Below are 15,383 nucleotides of genomic sequence, written 5' to 3'. Positions count from 1 at the left end.
GCGAAAATGCGCTCTCGTTTCTTGAACGCCGAGACTGCCGACGAAGGTCCCGCTTTGCAAGAAAGAGTCACAAACCGTGAGGCTCAGCCCTGGCGGGATTGGATCTTGGCGGCCGCTCTCGCCCGGGTGAACTTGATGATCGCGGCCAGCCACGGCTGGCGGCTGGCATCCGATTCCAGGTGCAGATCGTGTCCTGCGCTGGGGTAGCGGGTCTCCTGGCAGACGGGCATGGCCTCGCATACCCGGGTTTGGGGTGTGGCGGTCACGGCCTGGTCCTGGCCAGCGTCAAGCATCAGCGTCGGGACTGTGACCTTGCCGGCGTCGCGGGCGGCGGCCTCGGAGGCGTCGAAGAAGGCGGCGAACCAGCCGAGACTGCGTCCGCCCATCCGCAGGTCGGGATTGGCCAGCATCCAGGCGGCCTGGACCTTGCCGCGCGCCGGATCGTGGGTCTGGCCGGACTGGACGCCGTCCGGGCCCTCGCGTTTCCAGCCGCCTTGGTCGGGCGTGCGGATCCAGCCCAGACGCAAGAACCGCATGGCCGGCGTGAACCTGGCGAAGTCCGAACGCGGGCGGGGCAGGGCGCTGAGGCCGAAGGCCGGCGCGGACAGCACCAATCCGTCCATGGCGACGCCCTGCTGGACGGCGCGCAGGCCGACGAGGCCGCCTTCCGAGTGACCCAGCACCACGAACGGAATGTCGTCCTGCGGGCGGATCACGCCCTGACGCAGCGCGCGGACCGCCGCGACGTCGGGATCGAAACTGTCGATGTGGCCCAGATCCCGCCAGGGCGTGGCGCGCTCCGAGCCGCCCTGACCCTGACGCTCCAGCACCCAGACGGTGAAGCCGGCGGCGTTGAGCTCGGAGACGGTCTCGAACCACTTCTCGGCGGTTTCGCCATAGCCGCTCAGGATCAGGACGTTGGCGCGCGGCGCGACGGGCGGAGCCGAGACGCCGTAACGCTGGACCGGGCCCTCGCCGCTGCGCACGAAACCCCAGGCCCAGCCTTGCGGCGGATAGAAGCGGGCGCTCAGCGAAGGCGGCGTCCGGCTCTCGGCGAACGGCGCGCGCGAGCCCCCGTCACCGCAGGCGGAAACGGACAAGGCCAGGGCGATAATCACAAGGCGGCGACGCATACGCCCCAGTCATTTCGCGCATCGCGGCCTTAAGCAAGATCAAGCGCTTGATCCGGAGGCCAAGAAGACCGATTTAGGCGCCATGGCCACGGTGATCGACACCCTCAAGGCTCGCAACCCGGAAGACCGGGCTGTGCGCCACCCCGAAAAGCAGAACCGCCCGGACACGCCGGTGCTTCGCAAACCCGAGTGGCTGCGCGTGCGCGCCCCGGGCTCGGGTCAGTACAACGAGACCAAGAGCATCGTTCGCGAAAACCGTCTGACAACGGTCTGCGAGGAAGCGGCTTGCCCGAACATCGGCGAGTGCTGGAGCCAGAAGCACGCGACCATGATGATCATGGGCGAGATCTGCACGCGCGCCTGCGCCTTCTGCAACGTCACCACGGGCCTGCCGACTCAGCTGGACCCCGACGAACCGCGCCGCGTGGCCGAGGCCGTCGCCAAGATGGGCCTCAAGCACGTGGTCATCACCTCGGTGGACCGTGACGACCTGCTGGATGGCGGCGCCCGCCACTTCGCCGAGGTAGTCACCGCCATCCGCGCGGCTGCCCCGACCACGACCATCGAGATCCTGACGCCGGACTTCCTGCGCAAGGACCAGGCCGAGAACGTGGTGATCGACTCCCGTCCGGACGTCTTCAACCACAATCTCGAGACGGTGCCGCGGCTGTATCTGAAGATCCGCCCCGGTGCGCGCTACTACAACTCGCTGCGCCTGCTGGACCGCGTGAAGCAGCGCGACCCCTCCCAGTTCACCAAGTCCGGCCTGATGGTCGGCCTGGGTGAGACCAAGGAGGAGGTCATGCAGGTGATGGACGACATGCGCTCGGCCGGCGTCGACTTCATCACCATCGGCCAGTACCTGCAGCCGACCCGCAAGCACGCGGCCATCGACCGCTTCGTGACGCCGGAAGAGTTCAAGGCCTATGAGGCGATCGCCCGGGCCAAGGGCTTCCTGATGGTCTCGTCCAGCCCGCTGACGCGCTCGTCGCACCACGCGGGCGAGGATTTCGCCAAGCTGCAGGCCGCCCGCCACGCGCTAGACGCCCGCAAGGCCTAAAGCCTTGCACCGCCATGTCGTGACGCGCGTGCTGCCGTACGCGCCTGAGCAACTGTTCGATCTGGTCGGCGACGTCGAGGCCTATCCGAAGTTCGTGCCGTGGATTACCGGCATGCGCACCTGGAACGGTCGCGAGGACGGGGCGGTCAGCACGGTCGACGCCGAGGCCCAGGTCGGCTTCTCGTTCCTGCGTGAGAAGTTCGCCACCCGCGTGCGCCGCGACCGCGACGCGCTCTCCATCGACGTTAGCCTGCTGTATGGCCCGTTCAAGCGTCTGACCAACGGCTGGCGGTTCGTCGCTGAAGGCGAGGCGACGAAGATCGAGTTCGTGATCGACTTCGCGTTCAAGTCGGCCCTGCTGGACGCCATGCTGGCCGCCAATGTCGACAAGGCCGCTAACAAGCTGATCGGTTGCTTCGAAGACCGGGCGCGGCAGATCTACGGCGTAAAAGCCTAGTCCTTCTTCGCCACCGCTTCCTCGATGCGCTCTTCGAAGTCGCCGAGGTTGGAAAACAGGTTCTCGATCGCGAAGACCAGGCCGAACACCCGCGCGGCGTCGTCGAACTCCAGATCCTGGGTGACCCCCTTGTCGCGCAGGCTTTCCACGCAGTCGTGGAAGGCCTGATGGGCCTGCGCGAAGGCGATGCGGTCGGGGCGGACGCCGCTGGCCAGAAGGTCGGCGGTGCCGCGCAGGAACTTGGCGCTGGCCTCCAGCATGTCGGCGGCGGCGGGCGCAAGGTCGGGCGAAGGCAAGGGCTGACGTAGGGCGCGCCCGATCATCACCGTGTCGTTGCGCAACCGCCAAAGGGTGCGGGGCAGGGCCTCGGACACCGAGCGGTCGCTGAGCTTGCTGGCGCTCTCGCGGTCGGCCTCGTTCATGCCGCTCTGCAGCTTGGCGAGAGCTGCGCGCAGGTCGTCCTGAGCCTTCAGATAGTCGGTCGGCCCCGGCGTGTCGCGCAGGGTCAGGACGTGACTTTCCAGGATGTGGGCCTGCAGGCTGGCGATCTTCTGGACGCTGGTGACGACCGAGGCGTGGGCGCGGGCCGGGAAGATCAGCAGGGTGGCGGCGACGCCGACGACGCTGCCGACGGCGATCTCGGCGACGCGCCAGCCGGCGGCCAGCAGCGGGTCCATGTGGGTGGTCGTGCCGATCAACATGATGACGGCGGTGACCGGCGCCACCTTCAACGCGGGCCGCATCGAGACCAGGAAGGCCAGCAGGGCGACCGTGACGCACAGGATCACACCGCCCAGGTCGGGCGCCTTGGCGTGGAAATAGGCCGCGACCGCGCCGACCAGCGCGCCGACGACCGTGCCCATCAACCGCTCCATCGAGGCGGTGATGGTCGCGCCCAGGCTGGACTGCACCACGATCACGGCGGTGAACACGGCCCAATAGCCTTGCGGCAGGCGCAGGACCGTCGCCAGGGCGAAGGCCGCGCCGACGGCCGCCGAGACGCGGATGGCGTGGCGGATCTCGGTCTTGCGGGCGGCGGCGGCCTTGAGCGCCCGTTGCGAGAGGTTGACGCCGGTGAAGCGCCGCCAGTCGCTGGGCGCGGTCTCCGGCACTAGGCCACCGCCTCGCGCAGCATTTCCAGCGCCGTGCGGATCGCGGCCAATTGCACCGCCTCGCGCGTCTCGCCGTCGAACCGCTCGTGCCGATGGACGACCGATCGGTTGGCGCGGGCGATGGCGAAGTGGACCGTGCCGACCGGCTTCAGCGGCGAGCCGCCGCCGGGGCCAGCGACGCCGGTGATCGACACCGCGACATGGCCGTTGCTTTCGCGCAGCGCGCCCTCGGCCATCATCCGCGCCACCGGCTCGGACACTGCGCCGTGGTCGGCGATCAGGTCGCCCGGCACGCCCAGCATCTCGGACTTGGCGCGATTGGTATAGGTGACGAACCCGCGCTCGAAGACGTCCGAGGCGCCGCTGATGGCGCAGATGGCGCCAGCGACCAGGCCGCCGGTGCAGCTTTCGGCCGTGACCAAGCGCAGCGACTTGCTGCGCGCCTCGTCGATCAGCAGTCGGGCCAGGGTCTCGATTTCCAGCGGGAACATGCGGGCCTCCGGATTCGCAGGCCCTATCTTAGACCGGTGTCTCGACGGCGACGATGGCCGAGGCGGCCAGGCCTTCGCCGCGGCCCGTGAAGCCCATCTTCTCGGTCGTGGTCGCCTTGACGCTGACCCGGTCCAGCGGCAGCGACAGGATCTCGGCCAGCCGTTCGCGCATGGCCAGGCGGTGCGGTTTGATCTTGGGCCGCTCGCAGATCAGCGTCACGTCGACATTGACGATCGACCCGCCCTTGGCGGTGACCAGGTCAGCGGCGTGCTTGAGGAACAGGTCCGAAGCCGCGCCCTTCCATGTGTCGTCGGTCGGCGGGAAATGGTCGCCGATGTCGCCTTCGCCGATCGCGCCCAGGATGGCGTCGGTCAAGGCGTGCAAACCCGCGTCGGCGTCCGAGTGACCGATCAGGGTTTCGTCGTGCTTGATCGCCACGCCGCACAGCCAGACTTCTTCGCCCGGCCCCCAGCGATGGGCGTCGAAGCCCTGGCCGACTCGGGTGATGCGCGCGGCGCCGGCGAGCCGTTCGGCCATGGCGAAATCCTCGGGATAGGTGAGTTTCAACAGAAGCGGATCGCCTGGCGCGATGGCCACGCGGCCGCCGGCGGCTTCCACCACCTGGGCGTCGTCGGTCGGCTCGGCGCCGGACCAGGCGGCATAGGCGTCCAGCAGGGTCTTGCGGCGGGCTGCCTGGGGCGTCTGGGCGCGCCAGAGGTGTTCGCGCGACGTCGTCGTCGGGTTCTGGCCGGGTTCGGCGCGCTTCAACGTGTCGGCCACGGGTAGGGCGGGCAGGGCGGCGTCGGCGCCTTCAAGCGCTTCAAGCACGCCCGCGACGGTCGCGCCGCTGACGAACGGGCGGGCGGCGTCGTGGACCAGCACGGGCTCGTCCTGCGGGCGGTCAGCGAGAGCGGCCAGGCCCGATTGGACCGACAGGGCCCGAGTCGCGCCGCCGCGCGCCGTGCGCCAGCTCGGCAGGCCAGCCAGCACTTCGGAGAGCGCGTTTTCGCCGTCTTCGGTCGTTACGATGACGATCGCGGTCGCGCCGGCCGCCAGGAACGCCTCGACGGACCAGCGCAGCACTGGCTTGCCGGCCACCAGCCGCCATTGCTTGGCCTGGCCCGGTCCGGCTCTGGAGCCCGAACCGGCGGCGACGATCACGGCGGAAAAAGTCATAGCGGCTGTTTAGCCACACTGCCGTTGTTGTCCAGCGATTGGGCTTTACTGCGCCGCACAATGTGCCTAAAAAGAAAGCTACGGGGATGATCACAAAATGAGCAACAAGCTCGAGGTCGGCGGGGTCGAGGTCCTCGGTCGGGTGTGGATTGCGCCTATGACCGGGGTCTCGGACCTGCCCTTCAGAGAGACCGCCACGGCGCTCGGCGCGCCCTATGTGGCAACGGAAATGGTGGCCTGCGCCGAGTTTGCGCGGGGGCGGCCCGATGTCGTGCGCCGCGCCGCGGTGGGCGAGGGCCTGCCGCTGATGGTGGTCCAGCTGGTCGGGCGCGATCCTGAACTGATGGCCAAGGGCGCCCGCATGGCCGCCGACGCCGGCGCCCAGATCGTCGACCTGAATTTTGGCTGTCCCGCCAAGGAAGTCTCTGCCGGCCAACAATCGGGCTCGGCCATCATGCGTGAGCCTGACCTGGCCGAGGCATTGGTCAGCGCGGCGGTCGAGGCCGTCGACATTCCCGTCACCGTCAAGATGCGGCTGGGCTGGGACGACAATCTGCGCAATGCCCCCGACATCGCGCGCCGCGCCGAGGCGGTCGGCGCCAAGGCGATCACGGTTCATGGCCGTACGCGCAGTCAGTTCTACAAGGGCGTCGCCGACTGGACCGCTGTCTCGGCGGTGAAGCAGGCGGTGTCTGTGCCGGTGCTGGTCAATGGCGACATCATCGACGGCGATAGCGCCCGCCAGGCTCTGGAACAGTCTGGCGCCGATGGCGTGATGATCGGCCGGGGCGTCTATGGCCGCCCGTGGATCGCCGGCGCCATCGAGGCGGCGCTTGAAGGTCGCGGCTTCGCCGAGCCGCAGGCCGAGGAGCGCTTGGCCATCGCGCTCACCCATTTCCGCCGCAGCCTGGAATTCTATGGCCAGCCGCTGGGCCTGAAGATGTTCCGCAAGCACCTGGCCTCGTACATCGAGGCCGCGCCGTGGCCCGAGACCGCCGAAGCGCGTCGCGCCGCCCGCGCCAGCCTGTGCCGCCTTGAAGACCCCGCCGCCGTGGAGGCCGCCTTGCGCGACCTTTGGCTGGCGGGCGGGAGACTAGCCGCATGACCGATCGCGCCCGCGTCCTGGGAGGGATCACGCCCGAAGCCCTGAAGGCCGCCGCCTTCGACCTCAGTCCCGAACCGGCGCTTGTTGTTGACCGGGAGGGCGGTCTGGTGGCCGTCAACGAAGCCGCCGAGGCCCTGTTCGGCCACGGCCTGTCGCTGCTGGCCCGTGGTCGCTTCCGCGCAGCCTTGCCGCCGGGCTCGGTGTTGGTGTCGCTGCTGGATCGCGCCATCTTCGAGGGCGCGCTGGTTCGCGAGCATGGCGTCGAGGTCAATCTGTTCGGCCAGCCGCCGTTCGAGGCCGATGGCGCCGCGGCGCCGCTGGGCGACGGCTCGGTGATGCTGACCTTGCACGTCAAGGGCGTGCTGGGCGTCGAGCGCGCCGCCGACGCGGCCGGCCTGCGCTCGGTCGTCGGCCTGGGCAAGATGCTGGCCCACGAGATCAAAAACCCGCTGGCCGGCATTCGCGGCGCCGCCCAGCTGCTGAAGACGGGCGCCAGCGCCGTCGACCAGCCGCTGGCCCAACTGATCGTGGACGAGACCGATCGCATCCGCCGCCTGGTCGACCGCATGGAGGCCTTCTCCGACGACGTCCCGACGCCGCGCGAGCCGGTCAATATCCACCAGGTTCTGGACCGCGTCCGCGCCCTGGTCGCCAACGGCGTCGCCGACGGTCTGCAGCTGAAGGAAAGCTACGACCCATCGCTGCCGCCGGTCTGGGGCGACGAGGATCACCTGATCCAGATCTTCCTGAACCTGACCAAGAACGCTGCCGAGGCCGCCAATATGCGCGGCGACGATCGCGGCATGATCGCGATCCACACCGCCTGGCGTCCGGGCGTGCGGGTGCGCGGCGCCGACGGCAAGGCGGCGGCCGGCGCGCCGATCGAGATCAAGGTGATCGACAATGGGCCGGGGGTGCCGACGACGCTTCGCGACCACCTGTTCCAGCCGTTCGTCACCACCAAGGCCAACGGCACGGGCCTCGGCCTGGCCTTGGTCACCAAGCTGGTCACGGCCCATGGCGGGCTGATCGACTTCGAATCCGAACCCGGCCGCACCGTCTTCCGCGTGCTGCTGCCGGTTGCGCCCGAAACAGTATCCGGAGACGCCTGAGCATGAACGCCGCGAGCAAGAAGATCCTGATCGCCGACGACGACAGCTCGGTTCGCCTCGTGCTCAGTCAGGCGTTCACCCGCCTGGGCTACCAGGTGCGGGCCACGGGCAACGCCACGACGCTGCTGAAGTGGGTCACGGACGGCGAGGGCGACCTGGTCGTCACTGACGTGATGATGCCCGACGAGAACGTGTTCGACGTGCTGCCGCGCATCCGCAAGGAGCGGCCCAAGCTGCCGATCATTGTGATGAGCGCTCAGAACACCTTGCTGACGGCGGTCAACGCCGCCGATGCGGGCGCGTTCGAATATGTCTCCAAGCCGTTCGACCTCGACGACGTCACCGCCGCCGCGCGCCGGGCTCTGTCGCGTCCGGCCGACACCGAGGCGTCCAAGGCCCAGGCCCGGGCCATGCGCGACGAGCGCCTGCCGCTGATCGGCCGCTCGGCGCCGATGCAGGAAGTCTATCGCACCATCGCCCGCCTGGTCGGGGCCGACCTGACCGTCCTGATCCTGGGCGAGAGCGGCACCGGCAAGGAGCTGGTCGCCCGCGCCCTGCACGAGCTGGGCCGTCGCCGCGACGGCAAGTTCGTGGTCATCAACCTGGCCGCCGTGCCGCGTGAACGGGTTGAGGCTGAGCTGTTCGGCCGCGGCGAGGGCGACAACGGCCGTCTGGTCGAGGCCGATGGCGGCACCTTGTTCCTGGACGAGATCGGCGACATGCCGCTGGACGCCCAGACACGACTGCTGCGCGTCATCGACGGCACCGAGCCGGTGATCAACCCCAAGACCGGCCGCCGCCCGAACGTGCGGATCATCGCCGCCACCAATCGCGACCTGCGGGGTTTGATCCAGCAAGGCCTGTTCCGCGAGGACCTGTTCTTCCGCCTCAACGTCGCGCCTGTGCGCCTGCCGCCGCTGCGCGACCGCGTCGAGGACATTCCGGATCTGGCCCGCACCTTCCTGCTGCGCGCCGCCCGCGAAGGTCTGCCGTCCAAGACTATCGACCAGAGCGCCCTGGACCGCCTGAAGACCCATCCGTGGCCCGGCAACGTCCGCGAGCTGGAAAACCTGATGCGTCGGATGTGCGCCCTCTATGCCGAGGAACTGATCTCCGCCCGTATAGTCGATCGCGAGCTGCAGGATCACACGCCGGCCATTCGGTCGGAAGAAGGTCCCGTCACGCTATCGACCTTGGTCGAGCGCCACCTGGCCTCGCACTTCGCCGACCAGCCGGACGGCGTGCCGGCGCCGGGTCTCTACGACCGGATCCTGGAAGAGGTTGAGCGTCCGCTGATCCAGCTGACCCTGTCGGCCACACGCGGCAATCAGGTTCGCGCCGCCGAGATCCTGGGCCTGAACCGCAACACGTTGCGCAAGAAGATCCAGGACCTGGGTGTGGAGATGACGCGCGGCCGTCGTTAGTGGCTGCGCTTTTCCCGGCACATAGCTGTTGAATTTAGGACACACGCTCCTAAACTCCGCTTCGATGTCTTCTGTGGCTTACGCGACACGGCCTGAGGACCCGCCGAACCGGTTCAGCCGGGACTGGTGGCGGGCGCTTCTGCGATCGCGCTATCTGGTCGGTAGCGGCTATGCGCTGGCGGTCATCCTGACCGTCGCAGGCGTCGTTCTGGCCTCATCGCCGCCACGCACCGATTCGATCAGCACAGCCAGCACCGTCATCCTGGTGGTGCTGGGCTTCAATCTGGTGCTGATCCTGGGCGTCGCCACCGTCGTGGGCTTGCGCCTCTATGACTTGATCGATGCTCGGGCCAGTGACGCTGGCGCCCGTCTGCACCTGCGTTTCGTGGGCCTGTTTTCGCTGGCCGCCGTGGCGCCGGCGGTGATCGTGGCGCTGTTCTTCGGCGTGCTGGTCAACCGCGGCGTTGACGGCTGGTTCAGCGAGCGCGTGCAGACCGTGGTCGGCAACTCGGCCAAGGTCGCCAATTCCTACGTCGAGCAGCAGACCAAATACATTTCCGAGCACGTCGGCCCCATGGCCGGCGCCTTGAACCAGGCCGCGCCGGCGCTGTCACAGTCGCCGGTAGCGTTCGGCCACTTCCTGGCGGGCCTGACCGAGGACAACGGCTTTTCGGCCGCCTACGTCCTGGACCGCGATGGCCGGATCCTGGCCCGGGCCGAAGCGCGAGACGCCCCGCCGTTCCTGGCCCCGCCGCCGTCCAGCTATGACGGCACCGACAGCGGCGAGGTCAGCGCCCAGCGCTTCGTGTCGACCGACCTGTTCCGGGCGCTCTACAAGCTGAAGGCCTTTCCAGACGGCTATCTCTATGTCGTGCGGCCGATCGAGCGGGGCATCTTGAACCACCTGATCGAGACCCAGGACGCCCTGGTCTCGTATCGCGACGCCGAGCGCAGCCGCGGCCGGATCCAGGCGATCTTCGGCCTCAGCTATCTGGAAACCGCGCTGCTGGTGCTGGTGGCGGCCATCTGGGTCGGCATCGCCGCCGCCAACTCGATCGCCGGTCCGGTCGCGGGCCTAGTCGAGGCGGCAGGCCGGGTGTCCGGCGGCGACCTGGACGCCCGGGTCGAGGCCGACAAGGGCCCCGAGGAGATCCGCGCCCTTTCCAACGCCTTCAACATGATGACCAGTGACCTGCAGCTGCAGCAGGCCGCGCTGAGGACCGCCAGTCTGGACGCCGAGAGCCGTCGCCAGTTCATCGAGACGGTGCTGTCGGGCGTCAGCGCCGGCGTGGTCAGCCTGGACGAGAACGGCCGGGTGTCGGCGCTGAACCGCCGGGCCGTCACGCTGCTGGCCTTGTCGGACGACGCGGTCGGGGTCGACATGATCCAGCTGGCGCCTGAGTTCGAGACGGTGATGGAGGCTCTGCAGGAGAGCCGCCCCGACACCGATGTCGAGGTCGACATCATGCGCGACGGCGAGACGCGCCGCCTGCGGGTCCGCGCCGCTGGCCATGTGGCCGAGGGGCTGGTTCTGACTTTCGACGACATCACCCGCCTGGTGGCCGCCCAGCGTAACGCCGCCTGGAAGGACGTGGCGCGCCGCATCGCCCACGAGATCAAGAACCCGCTGACGCCGATCCAGCTGTCGGCCGAGCGCCTGCGCCGCAAGTATCGCAAGGAGATCGCCAGCGACCTGGAGACCTTCGACCGCTGCACCGAGACGATCATCCGGCAGGTCGGCGACATTGGCCGCATGGTCGACGAGTTCTCCGCCTTCGCCCGGATGCCGGCGCCGCGCTTCGAGCCGGCCAACCTGACCGAGATGCTGCGCCAGGCCGTCTTCGCCCAGCGCTTCCAGGACGCCGAGATCGAGGTCAAGCTGGAGGAGCCGGGCGGCGAGGACGTCTGGGTCACCTGCGACCAGCGGATGATCGGCCAGGCCCTGACCAACATCCTGAAGAACGCCGGCGAGGCCGTGGGCGGCCGTCGCGCCGTTGCGCCTGAGCTGGCCGGTCGGATTACCGCGATCCTGACCTCGACCGCCGACGACTTCTGCGTGACGGTCGAGGATAATGGGGTGGGCCTGCCGGCCAAGGACCGCGACCGGCTGACCGAGCCCTATGTCACCACCCGCGAGAAGGGGACAGGCCTGGGCCTGGCCATCGTCAAGCGGATCATGGAGGACCATGGCGGCAGCCTGGCCCTCACCGACGCACGCACGCTTCCCGGCGCTCGCGTGATTCTGAAGTTTCCGACGACCGCGCGACTGCCTGCCGCGGCCATAAGTGGCGTTGAGGAGATGATATGAGCGCCGACGTTCTTGTTGTGGATGACGAAGCCGACATCCGCGAACTGGTGGCCGGCATCCTGGAGGATGAAGGCTACGCCGTGCGAACGGCCGCCGACTCCGATCAGGCGCTCGCCGCCATCCGGGCCCGAAAGCCGGCGCTGCTGGTCCTGGATATCTGGATGCAGGGCGGCGGCATGGACGGCCTGGAGTTGCTGGACATGGTCAAGGCGCTGGACGCCGACCTGCCGGTGATCATGATCTCCGGCCACGGCAACATCGAGACGGCCGTCAGCGCCATCAAGCGCGGCGCCTACGAGTTCCTGGAAAAACCGTTCAAGTCCGACCGCCTGCTGCTGATCGTCGAGCGGGCGCTGGAAGCTGCGGGCCTGCGCCGCGAGAACCGCCGGCTGCGCGCCCAGACCATCACCCCCGACGGCCTCATCGGCAAGTCGGCGCCGGCTCAGGCGTTGCGCCAACTGATCGCCAAGGTCGCGCCGGCCAACAGCCGGATCCTGGTCTCGGGCCCGCCCGGCTCGGGCAAGGAACTCGTGGCGCGGATGATCCACGGCGCCAGCGCTCGGGCTCGCCAGGAGTTCGTGGCGGTCAGCTCTGCCGGCATGGCGCCGGAGCGGCTGGACGTCGAGCTGTTTGGCGAGGAAGGCGAGGGCGGCCGGCCGCGCAAGATCGGCGTGTTCGAACGCGCGCACAACGGCACGCTCTATCTCGACGAAGTGGCCGACATGCCGCGGGAGACCCAGGGCCGCATTCTGCGGGTTCTGGTCGAGCAGCGCTTCCGCCGCGTGGGCGGCGACAGCGACGTGCAGGTCGATGTGCGGGTCATCTCGTCCAGCTCTCGCGACCTGCGCGACGAGATCGCTGGCGGACGCTTCCGCGAAGACCTGTTCCATCGCCTGAACGTGGTGCCGGTGCGGGTGCCGGGCCTGGCCGAGCGGCGCGAGGACATTCCCGAGCTGATCAACTTCTTCGTGGAGCGGATCAGCGAGGCCACAGGCCTGCAGCGCCGTCGGCTGGGCGAGGACGCTCTGGCCACGCTGCAGGTGCAGACCTGGCCGGGCAATGTCCGCCAGCTGCGCAACAACGTCGAGCGGATGCTGATCCTGGCTTCGGGCGAGCCCGGCGACGTGATCACCGCCGAGATGCTGGCCGGTCCCGACCAGCCCAGCGCCGGCAACGCCGGGGCCATTGGCGCCGAGCGGATCATCGCCCTGCCGTTGCGCGAGGCTCGCGAGCTGTTCGAGCGCGAATATCTGAACGCCCAGATCCTGCGGTTCGGCGGCAACATCTCGCGCACGGCCAACTTCATCGGCATGGAGCGCTCGGCCCTGCACCGGAAGCTGAAGTCCCTGGGCGTGGCCGGCGCTCGGGCCGAAGAGGAAGAGTAGATGTCGCGTTTCGCCTATGTGAACGGCCGCTTCGTGCGGCACGGCGAGGCCGTCGTCCATATCGAGGATCGCGGCTATCAGCTGGCCGATGGCGTCTACGAGGTCTGGGCCGTGTTCGACGGCAAGCTGGCCGACGCTGAGGGTCACTTCACCCGCCTGTGGCGCAGCCTGGACGAGCTGCGCATCGCCCATCCGATGAGCGAGGCGTCGCTGACGATGGTCCTGCGCGAGGCCGTGCGCCGCAACAAGGTGCGCGAGGGGCTGGTCTATCTGCAGGTCACCCGCGGCGTCGCCAAGCGCGACCACGCTTTCCCGAGCCCGGGCGTCCTGCCGGCCGTCGTGGTCACCGCCAAGTCGCTGGATCGCGCCGCGACCAACGCCAAGGCGGCCAAGGGCGCTTCGGTGATCTCGGTCCCGGAGAACCGCTGGGCCCGCTGCGACATCAAGTCGATCGGGCTTCTGCCGAATGCCCTCGCCAAGCAGGCGGCCCGCGAACGCGGCGCCCTGGAGGCCTGGTTTGTCGACGACATGGGCCTGGTCACCGAAGGGGCGTCGTCCAATGCCTGGATCGTCGATGGCGACGGCCAGCTGCGGACCCGCGACACGAACGCCAACATCCTGCGCGGCGTCACCCGCTCGACCCTGCTGGAGGTGATCCGCGAGGCCGGCCTGCCGATCAGCGAAAAGCCTTTCACGATCGCTGAAGCCCAGGCCGCCAAGGAGGCCTTCATCACCGGCGCCGGCTCGCTGGTGACGCCGATCGTCCAGGTCGACGGCGTGAAACTGGGCGATGGCGTTCCGGGGCCGGTGGCGACGAAGCTGCGGGCGCTCTATATTGAGCGAGCGCGTCAGAAAGCCGTCTGAGATCGGAGCGTATCCGGCCTGGGCGGCCTTAGGTCGCTTAACCATGCGGGAAAATTTCGCCGACGACTTGTCGCTTTCGGCGAAAAATCCTCTAGCATGGTCTTGTTTGTGTGGGGGGCGTGTGGCCCTCCGAGAACAATGAGGGGAACCCCCAATGTCTGCCGAGAAGAAGCAAAACCTGCAGGACACCTTCCTGAACAGCGTGCGCAAGTCGAAGACGCCGCTCACCATTTTCCTGGTCAACGGCGTGAAGCTGCAGGGCGTGGTCAGCTGGTTCGATAATTTCTGCGTGCTGCTGCGTCGCGATGGCCAGTCGCAACTGGTCTACAAGCACGCCATTTCCACCATCATGCCGGCGCAGCCCGTTCAGCTCTATGAGCCCAGCGCCGACTCTGACGACTGATCCAGAGACGCTTGTCAAAATCTACATCCAGGTCGATTGACCACGCCGCGCCGATCCTGAAGGCGCTTGTCATCCATCCGGCGCGGCAACTTCGCGGTCAGGCGGCCCTCGAGGCCCGGGATCCCAAGTCTCGGCTCGAGGAGGCTGTCGGCCTCGCCATCGCGCTCGATCTCGACGTCGTCGAAACCGTGATCGCCCCGCTGCGGGCGGTGACGCCCGCGACCTTGTTCGGTAAGGGCAAGATCGAGGAGTTCGCGGCGATCTGCGAGGTCGAGCACATCGACGTCGCTGTCTTCGACGATCAGCTCACGCCCATCCAGCAGCGCAATCTCGAGAAGGCGCTGGAGGTGAAGGTCGTGGACCGCACCGGGCTGATCCTCGAGATCTTCGCCCGTCGGGCCCGAACCCGTGAAGGCAAGCTGCAGGTCGAGCTGGCCAGGCTGGATTATGAGCGCTCGCGCCTCGTCCGCACCTGGACCCACCTGGAACGCCAGCGCGGCGGCACCGGCAACACAGGCGGCCCCGGCGAGACCCAGATCGAGCTGGACCGTCGCCTGATCCGCGACAACATCCTCAAGCTCAAGAAAGAGCTGGAGGAGGTGCGCCGCACGCGGACCCTGCACCGCAGCGCCCGCAAGAAGGTCCCGTATCCGACGGTCGCCCTCGTGGGCTACACGAACGCCGGCAAGTCCACGCTGTTCAACCGCCTGACCGAGGCGGAGGTCCTGGCCAAGGACATGCTGTTCGCGACGCTGGACCCGACGCTGCGCACCGTGAAGCTGCCCGACGGGCGGCCGGCGATCATGTCCGACACCGTCGGCTTCATCTCCGACCTGCCGCACGAGCTGGTCGAGGCCTTCCGCGCCACCCTCGAAGAGGTGCAGGAGGCCGACGTGGTGCTGCACGTTCGAGACGTGGCCAATCCCGACAGCGAGGCCCAGGCCCGCGACGTCGAGACCGTGCTGTCCGAACTGGGCGTCACGTTCGACGAGGGCAAGACGGTCGTCGAGGTCTGGAACAAGGTCGATCTCCTGAACGAGGACGATCGGGAGGTCGTCGAGGGCCATGCTCGCCGCAAGGAGGCTTCGGCCGTCTCGGCTGTGACCGGCGAGGGCTGCGAGGCCCTGCTGCGCCGGATCAGCGGCCTGATCGACGATTCGCCGCCGGTCGAGATCAAGCTTCTGGCGCAGGACGGCCAGGCCCTGGCCTGGATCTATCGAAACGGCCGGGTGCTGAGCCGCTACGACGGCCCGGCAGGCGAGGTCACGATCGTCACGCGACTGGACAGCCAGGCCCTGGGCCGGTTCGAGCGCCAGTTCCCCGGCGCCCTCGTCGGGGTCGCGGAGTAGGAG

Annotated in this window: 14 protein-coding genes; 10 read left to right on the top strand and 4 right to left on the bottom strand. The window is 68.5% G+C overall.

What is annotated here, in order from left to right; genetic code table 11:
* Positions 1–83: 83 nt before the first annotated feature.
* Entirely contained in the window at positions 84–1,133 is a 1,050-nt protein-coding gene (locus E1H18_RS04070) for an alpha/beta fold hydrolase (protein ID WP_172263966.1), read from the bottom strand.
* Between the two features lie 82 nt (positions 1,134–1,215).
* Here E1H18_RS04070 and lipA point away from each other — a divergent pair, with 82 nt between their 5' ends.
* Both lipA and E1H18_RS04060 read left to right on the top strand, forming a co-directional pair.
* Positions 1,216–2,193 (top strand): lipoyl synthase, encoded by a 978-nt coding sequence (gene lipA, locus E1H18_RS04065; protein WP_172263964.1) that lies wholly within the window; start codon positions 1,216–1,218, stop codon positions 2,191–2,193.
* A gap of 4 nt (positions 2,194–2,197) precedes the next feature.
* A complete protein-coding gene (locus E1H18_RS04060) occupies positions 2,198–2,650 on the top strand; it encodes a type II toxin-antitoxin system RatA family toxin (RefSeq protein WP_172263962.1) in 453 nt (150 codons plus the stop codon).
* On the opposite strand, the gene E1H18_RS04055 is transcribed toward E1H18_RS04060, so the two are convergent.
* Genes E1H18_RS04055 through E1H18_RS04045 form a run of 3 tightly spaced genes read right to left on the bottom strand, consistent with a single transcriptional unit; the run spans position 2,647 to position 5,430 of the window.
* On the bottom strand, positions 2,647–3,762 hold the full coding sequence (locus E1H18_RS04055) for an FUSC family protein (RefSeq protein WP_172263960.1): 1,116 nt from the start codon (positions 3,760–3,762) through the stop codon (positions 2,647–2,649). The two genes, E1H18_RS04060 and E1H18_RS04055, sit on opposite strands and share 4 nt — an antisense overlap.
* Positions 3,762–4,253, bottom strand: a complete 492-nt coding sequence (locus E1H18_RS04050) for a CinA family protein (protein WP_172263958.1) — start codon at positions 4,251–4,253, stop codon at positions 3,762–3,764. Before E1H18_RS04050 ends, E1H18_RS04055 begins: the two co-directional genes overlap by 1 nt.
* A 28-nt stretch (positions 4,254–4,281) precedes the next feature.
* Entirely contained in the window at positions 4,282–5,430 is a 1,149-nt protein-coding gene (locus tag E1H18_RS04045; protein ID WP_172263956.1) for a bifunctional 2-C-methyl-D-erythritol 4-phosphate cytidylyltransferase/2-C-methyl-D-erythritol 2,4-cyclodiphosphate synthase, read from the bottom strand.
* 97 nt (positions 5,431–5,527) lie between these two features.
* Here E1H18_RS04045 and dusB point away from each other — a divergent pair, with 97 nt between their 5' ends.
* The 8 genes from dusB (at position 5,528) to hflX (ending at position 15,380) form a co-directional block, all read left to right on the top strand.
* A complete protein-coding gene (gene dusB / locus E1H18_RS04040) occupies positions 5,528–6,535 on the top strand; it encodes a tRNA dihydrouridine synthase DusB (RefSeq protein ID WP_172263954.1) in 1,008 nt (335 codons plus the stop codon).
* Positions 6,532–7,647, top strand: a complete 1,116-nt coding sequence (locus E1H18_RS04035; RefSeq protein WP_172263952.1) for a nitrogen regulation protein NR(II) — start codon at positions 6,532–6,534, stop codon at positions 7,645–7,647. Before dusB ends, E1H18_RS04035 begins: the two co-directional genes overlap by 4 nt.
* Positions 7,648–7,649: 2 nt before the next feature.
* Positions 7,650–9,071: a sigma 54-interacting transcriptional regulator gene (locus E1H18_RS04030; protein WP_172263950.1), complete on the top strand. Its 1,422-nt coding sequence runs from the start codon at positions 7,650–7,652 to the stop codon at positions 9,069–9,071.
* A gap of 64 nt (positions 9,072–9,135) precedes the next feature.
* Positions 9,136–11,379 (top strand): PAS domain-containing sensor histidine kinase, encoded by a 2,244-nt coding sequence (locus E1H18_RS04025; protein ID WP_172263948.1) that lies wholly within the window; start codon positions 9,136–9,138, stop codon positions 11,377–11,379.
* A complete protein-coding gene (gene ntrX / locus E1H18_RS04020; protein WP_172263946.1) occupies positions 11,376–12,764 on the top strand; it encodes a nitrogen assimilation response regulator NtrX in 1,389 nt (462 codons plus the stop codon). Before E1H18_RS04025 ends, ntrX begins: the two co-directional genes overlap by 4 nt.
* Positions 12,765–13,628, top strand: coding sequence for a D-amino-acid transaminase (locus E1H18_RS04015; RefSeq protein ID WP_172263944.1), 864 nt, complete (start codon positions 12,765–12,767; stop codon positions 13,626–13,628).
* A gap of 154 nt (positions 13,629–13,782) precedes the next feature.
* Positions 13,783–14,031, top strand: coding sequence for an RNA chaperone Hfq (gene hfq, locus E1H18_RS04010; RefSeq protein ID WP_013079113.1), 249 nt, complete (start codon positions 13,783–13,785; stop codon positions 14,029–14,031).
* A gap of 11 nt (positions 14,032–14,042) precedes the next feature.
* Positions 14,043–15,380: a GTPase HflX gene (gene hflX / locus E1H18_RS04005; protein ID WP_172263942.1), complete on the top strand. Its 1,338-nt coding sequence runs from the start codon at positions 14,043–14,045 to the stop codon at positions 15,378–15,380.
* The last annotated feature ends 3 nt before the right edge of the window (positions 15,381–15,383 follow it).

This window comes from Caulobacter sp. RHG1 (assembly GCF_013181195.1).
GTDB lineage: Bacteria > Pseudomonadota > Alphaproteobacteria > Caulobacterales > Caulobacteraceae > Caulobacter.
This window is presented reverse-complemented; position numbering and strand designations above follow the sequence as displayed.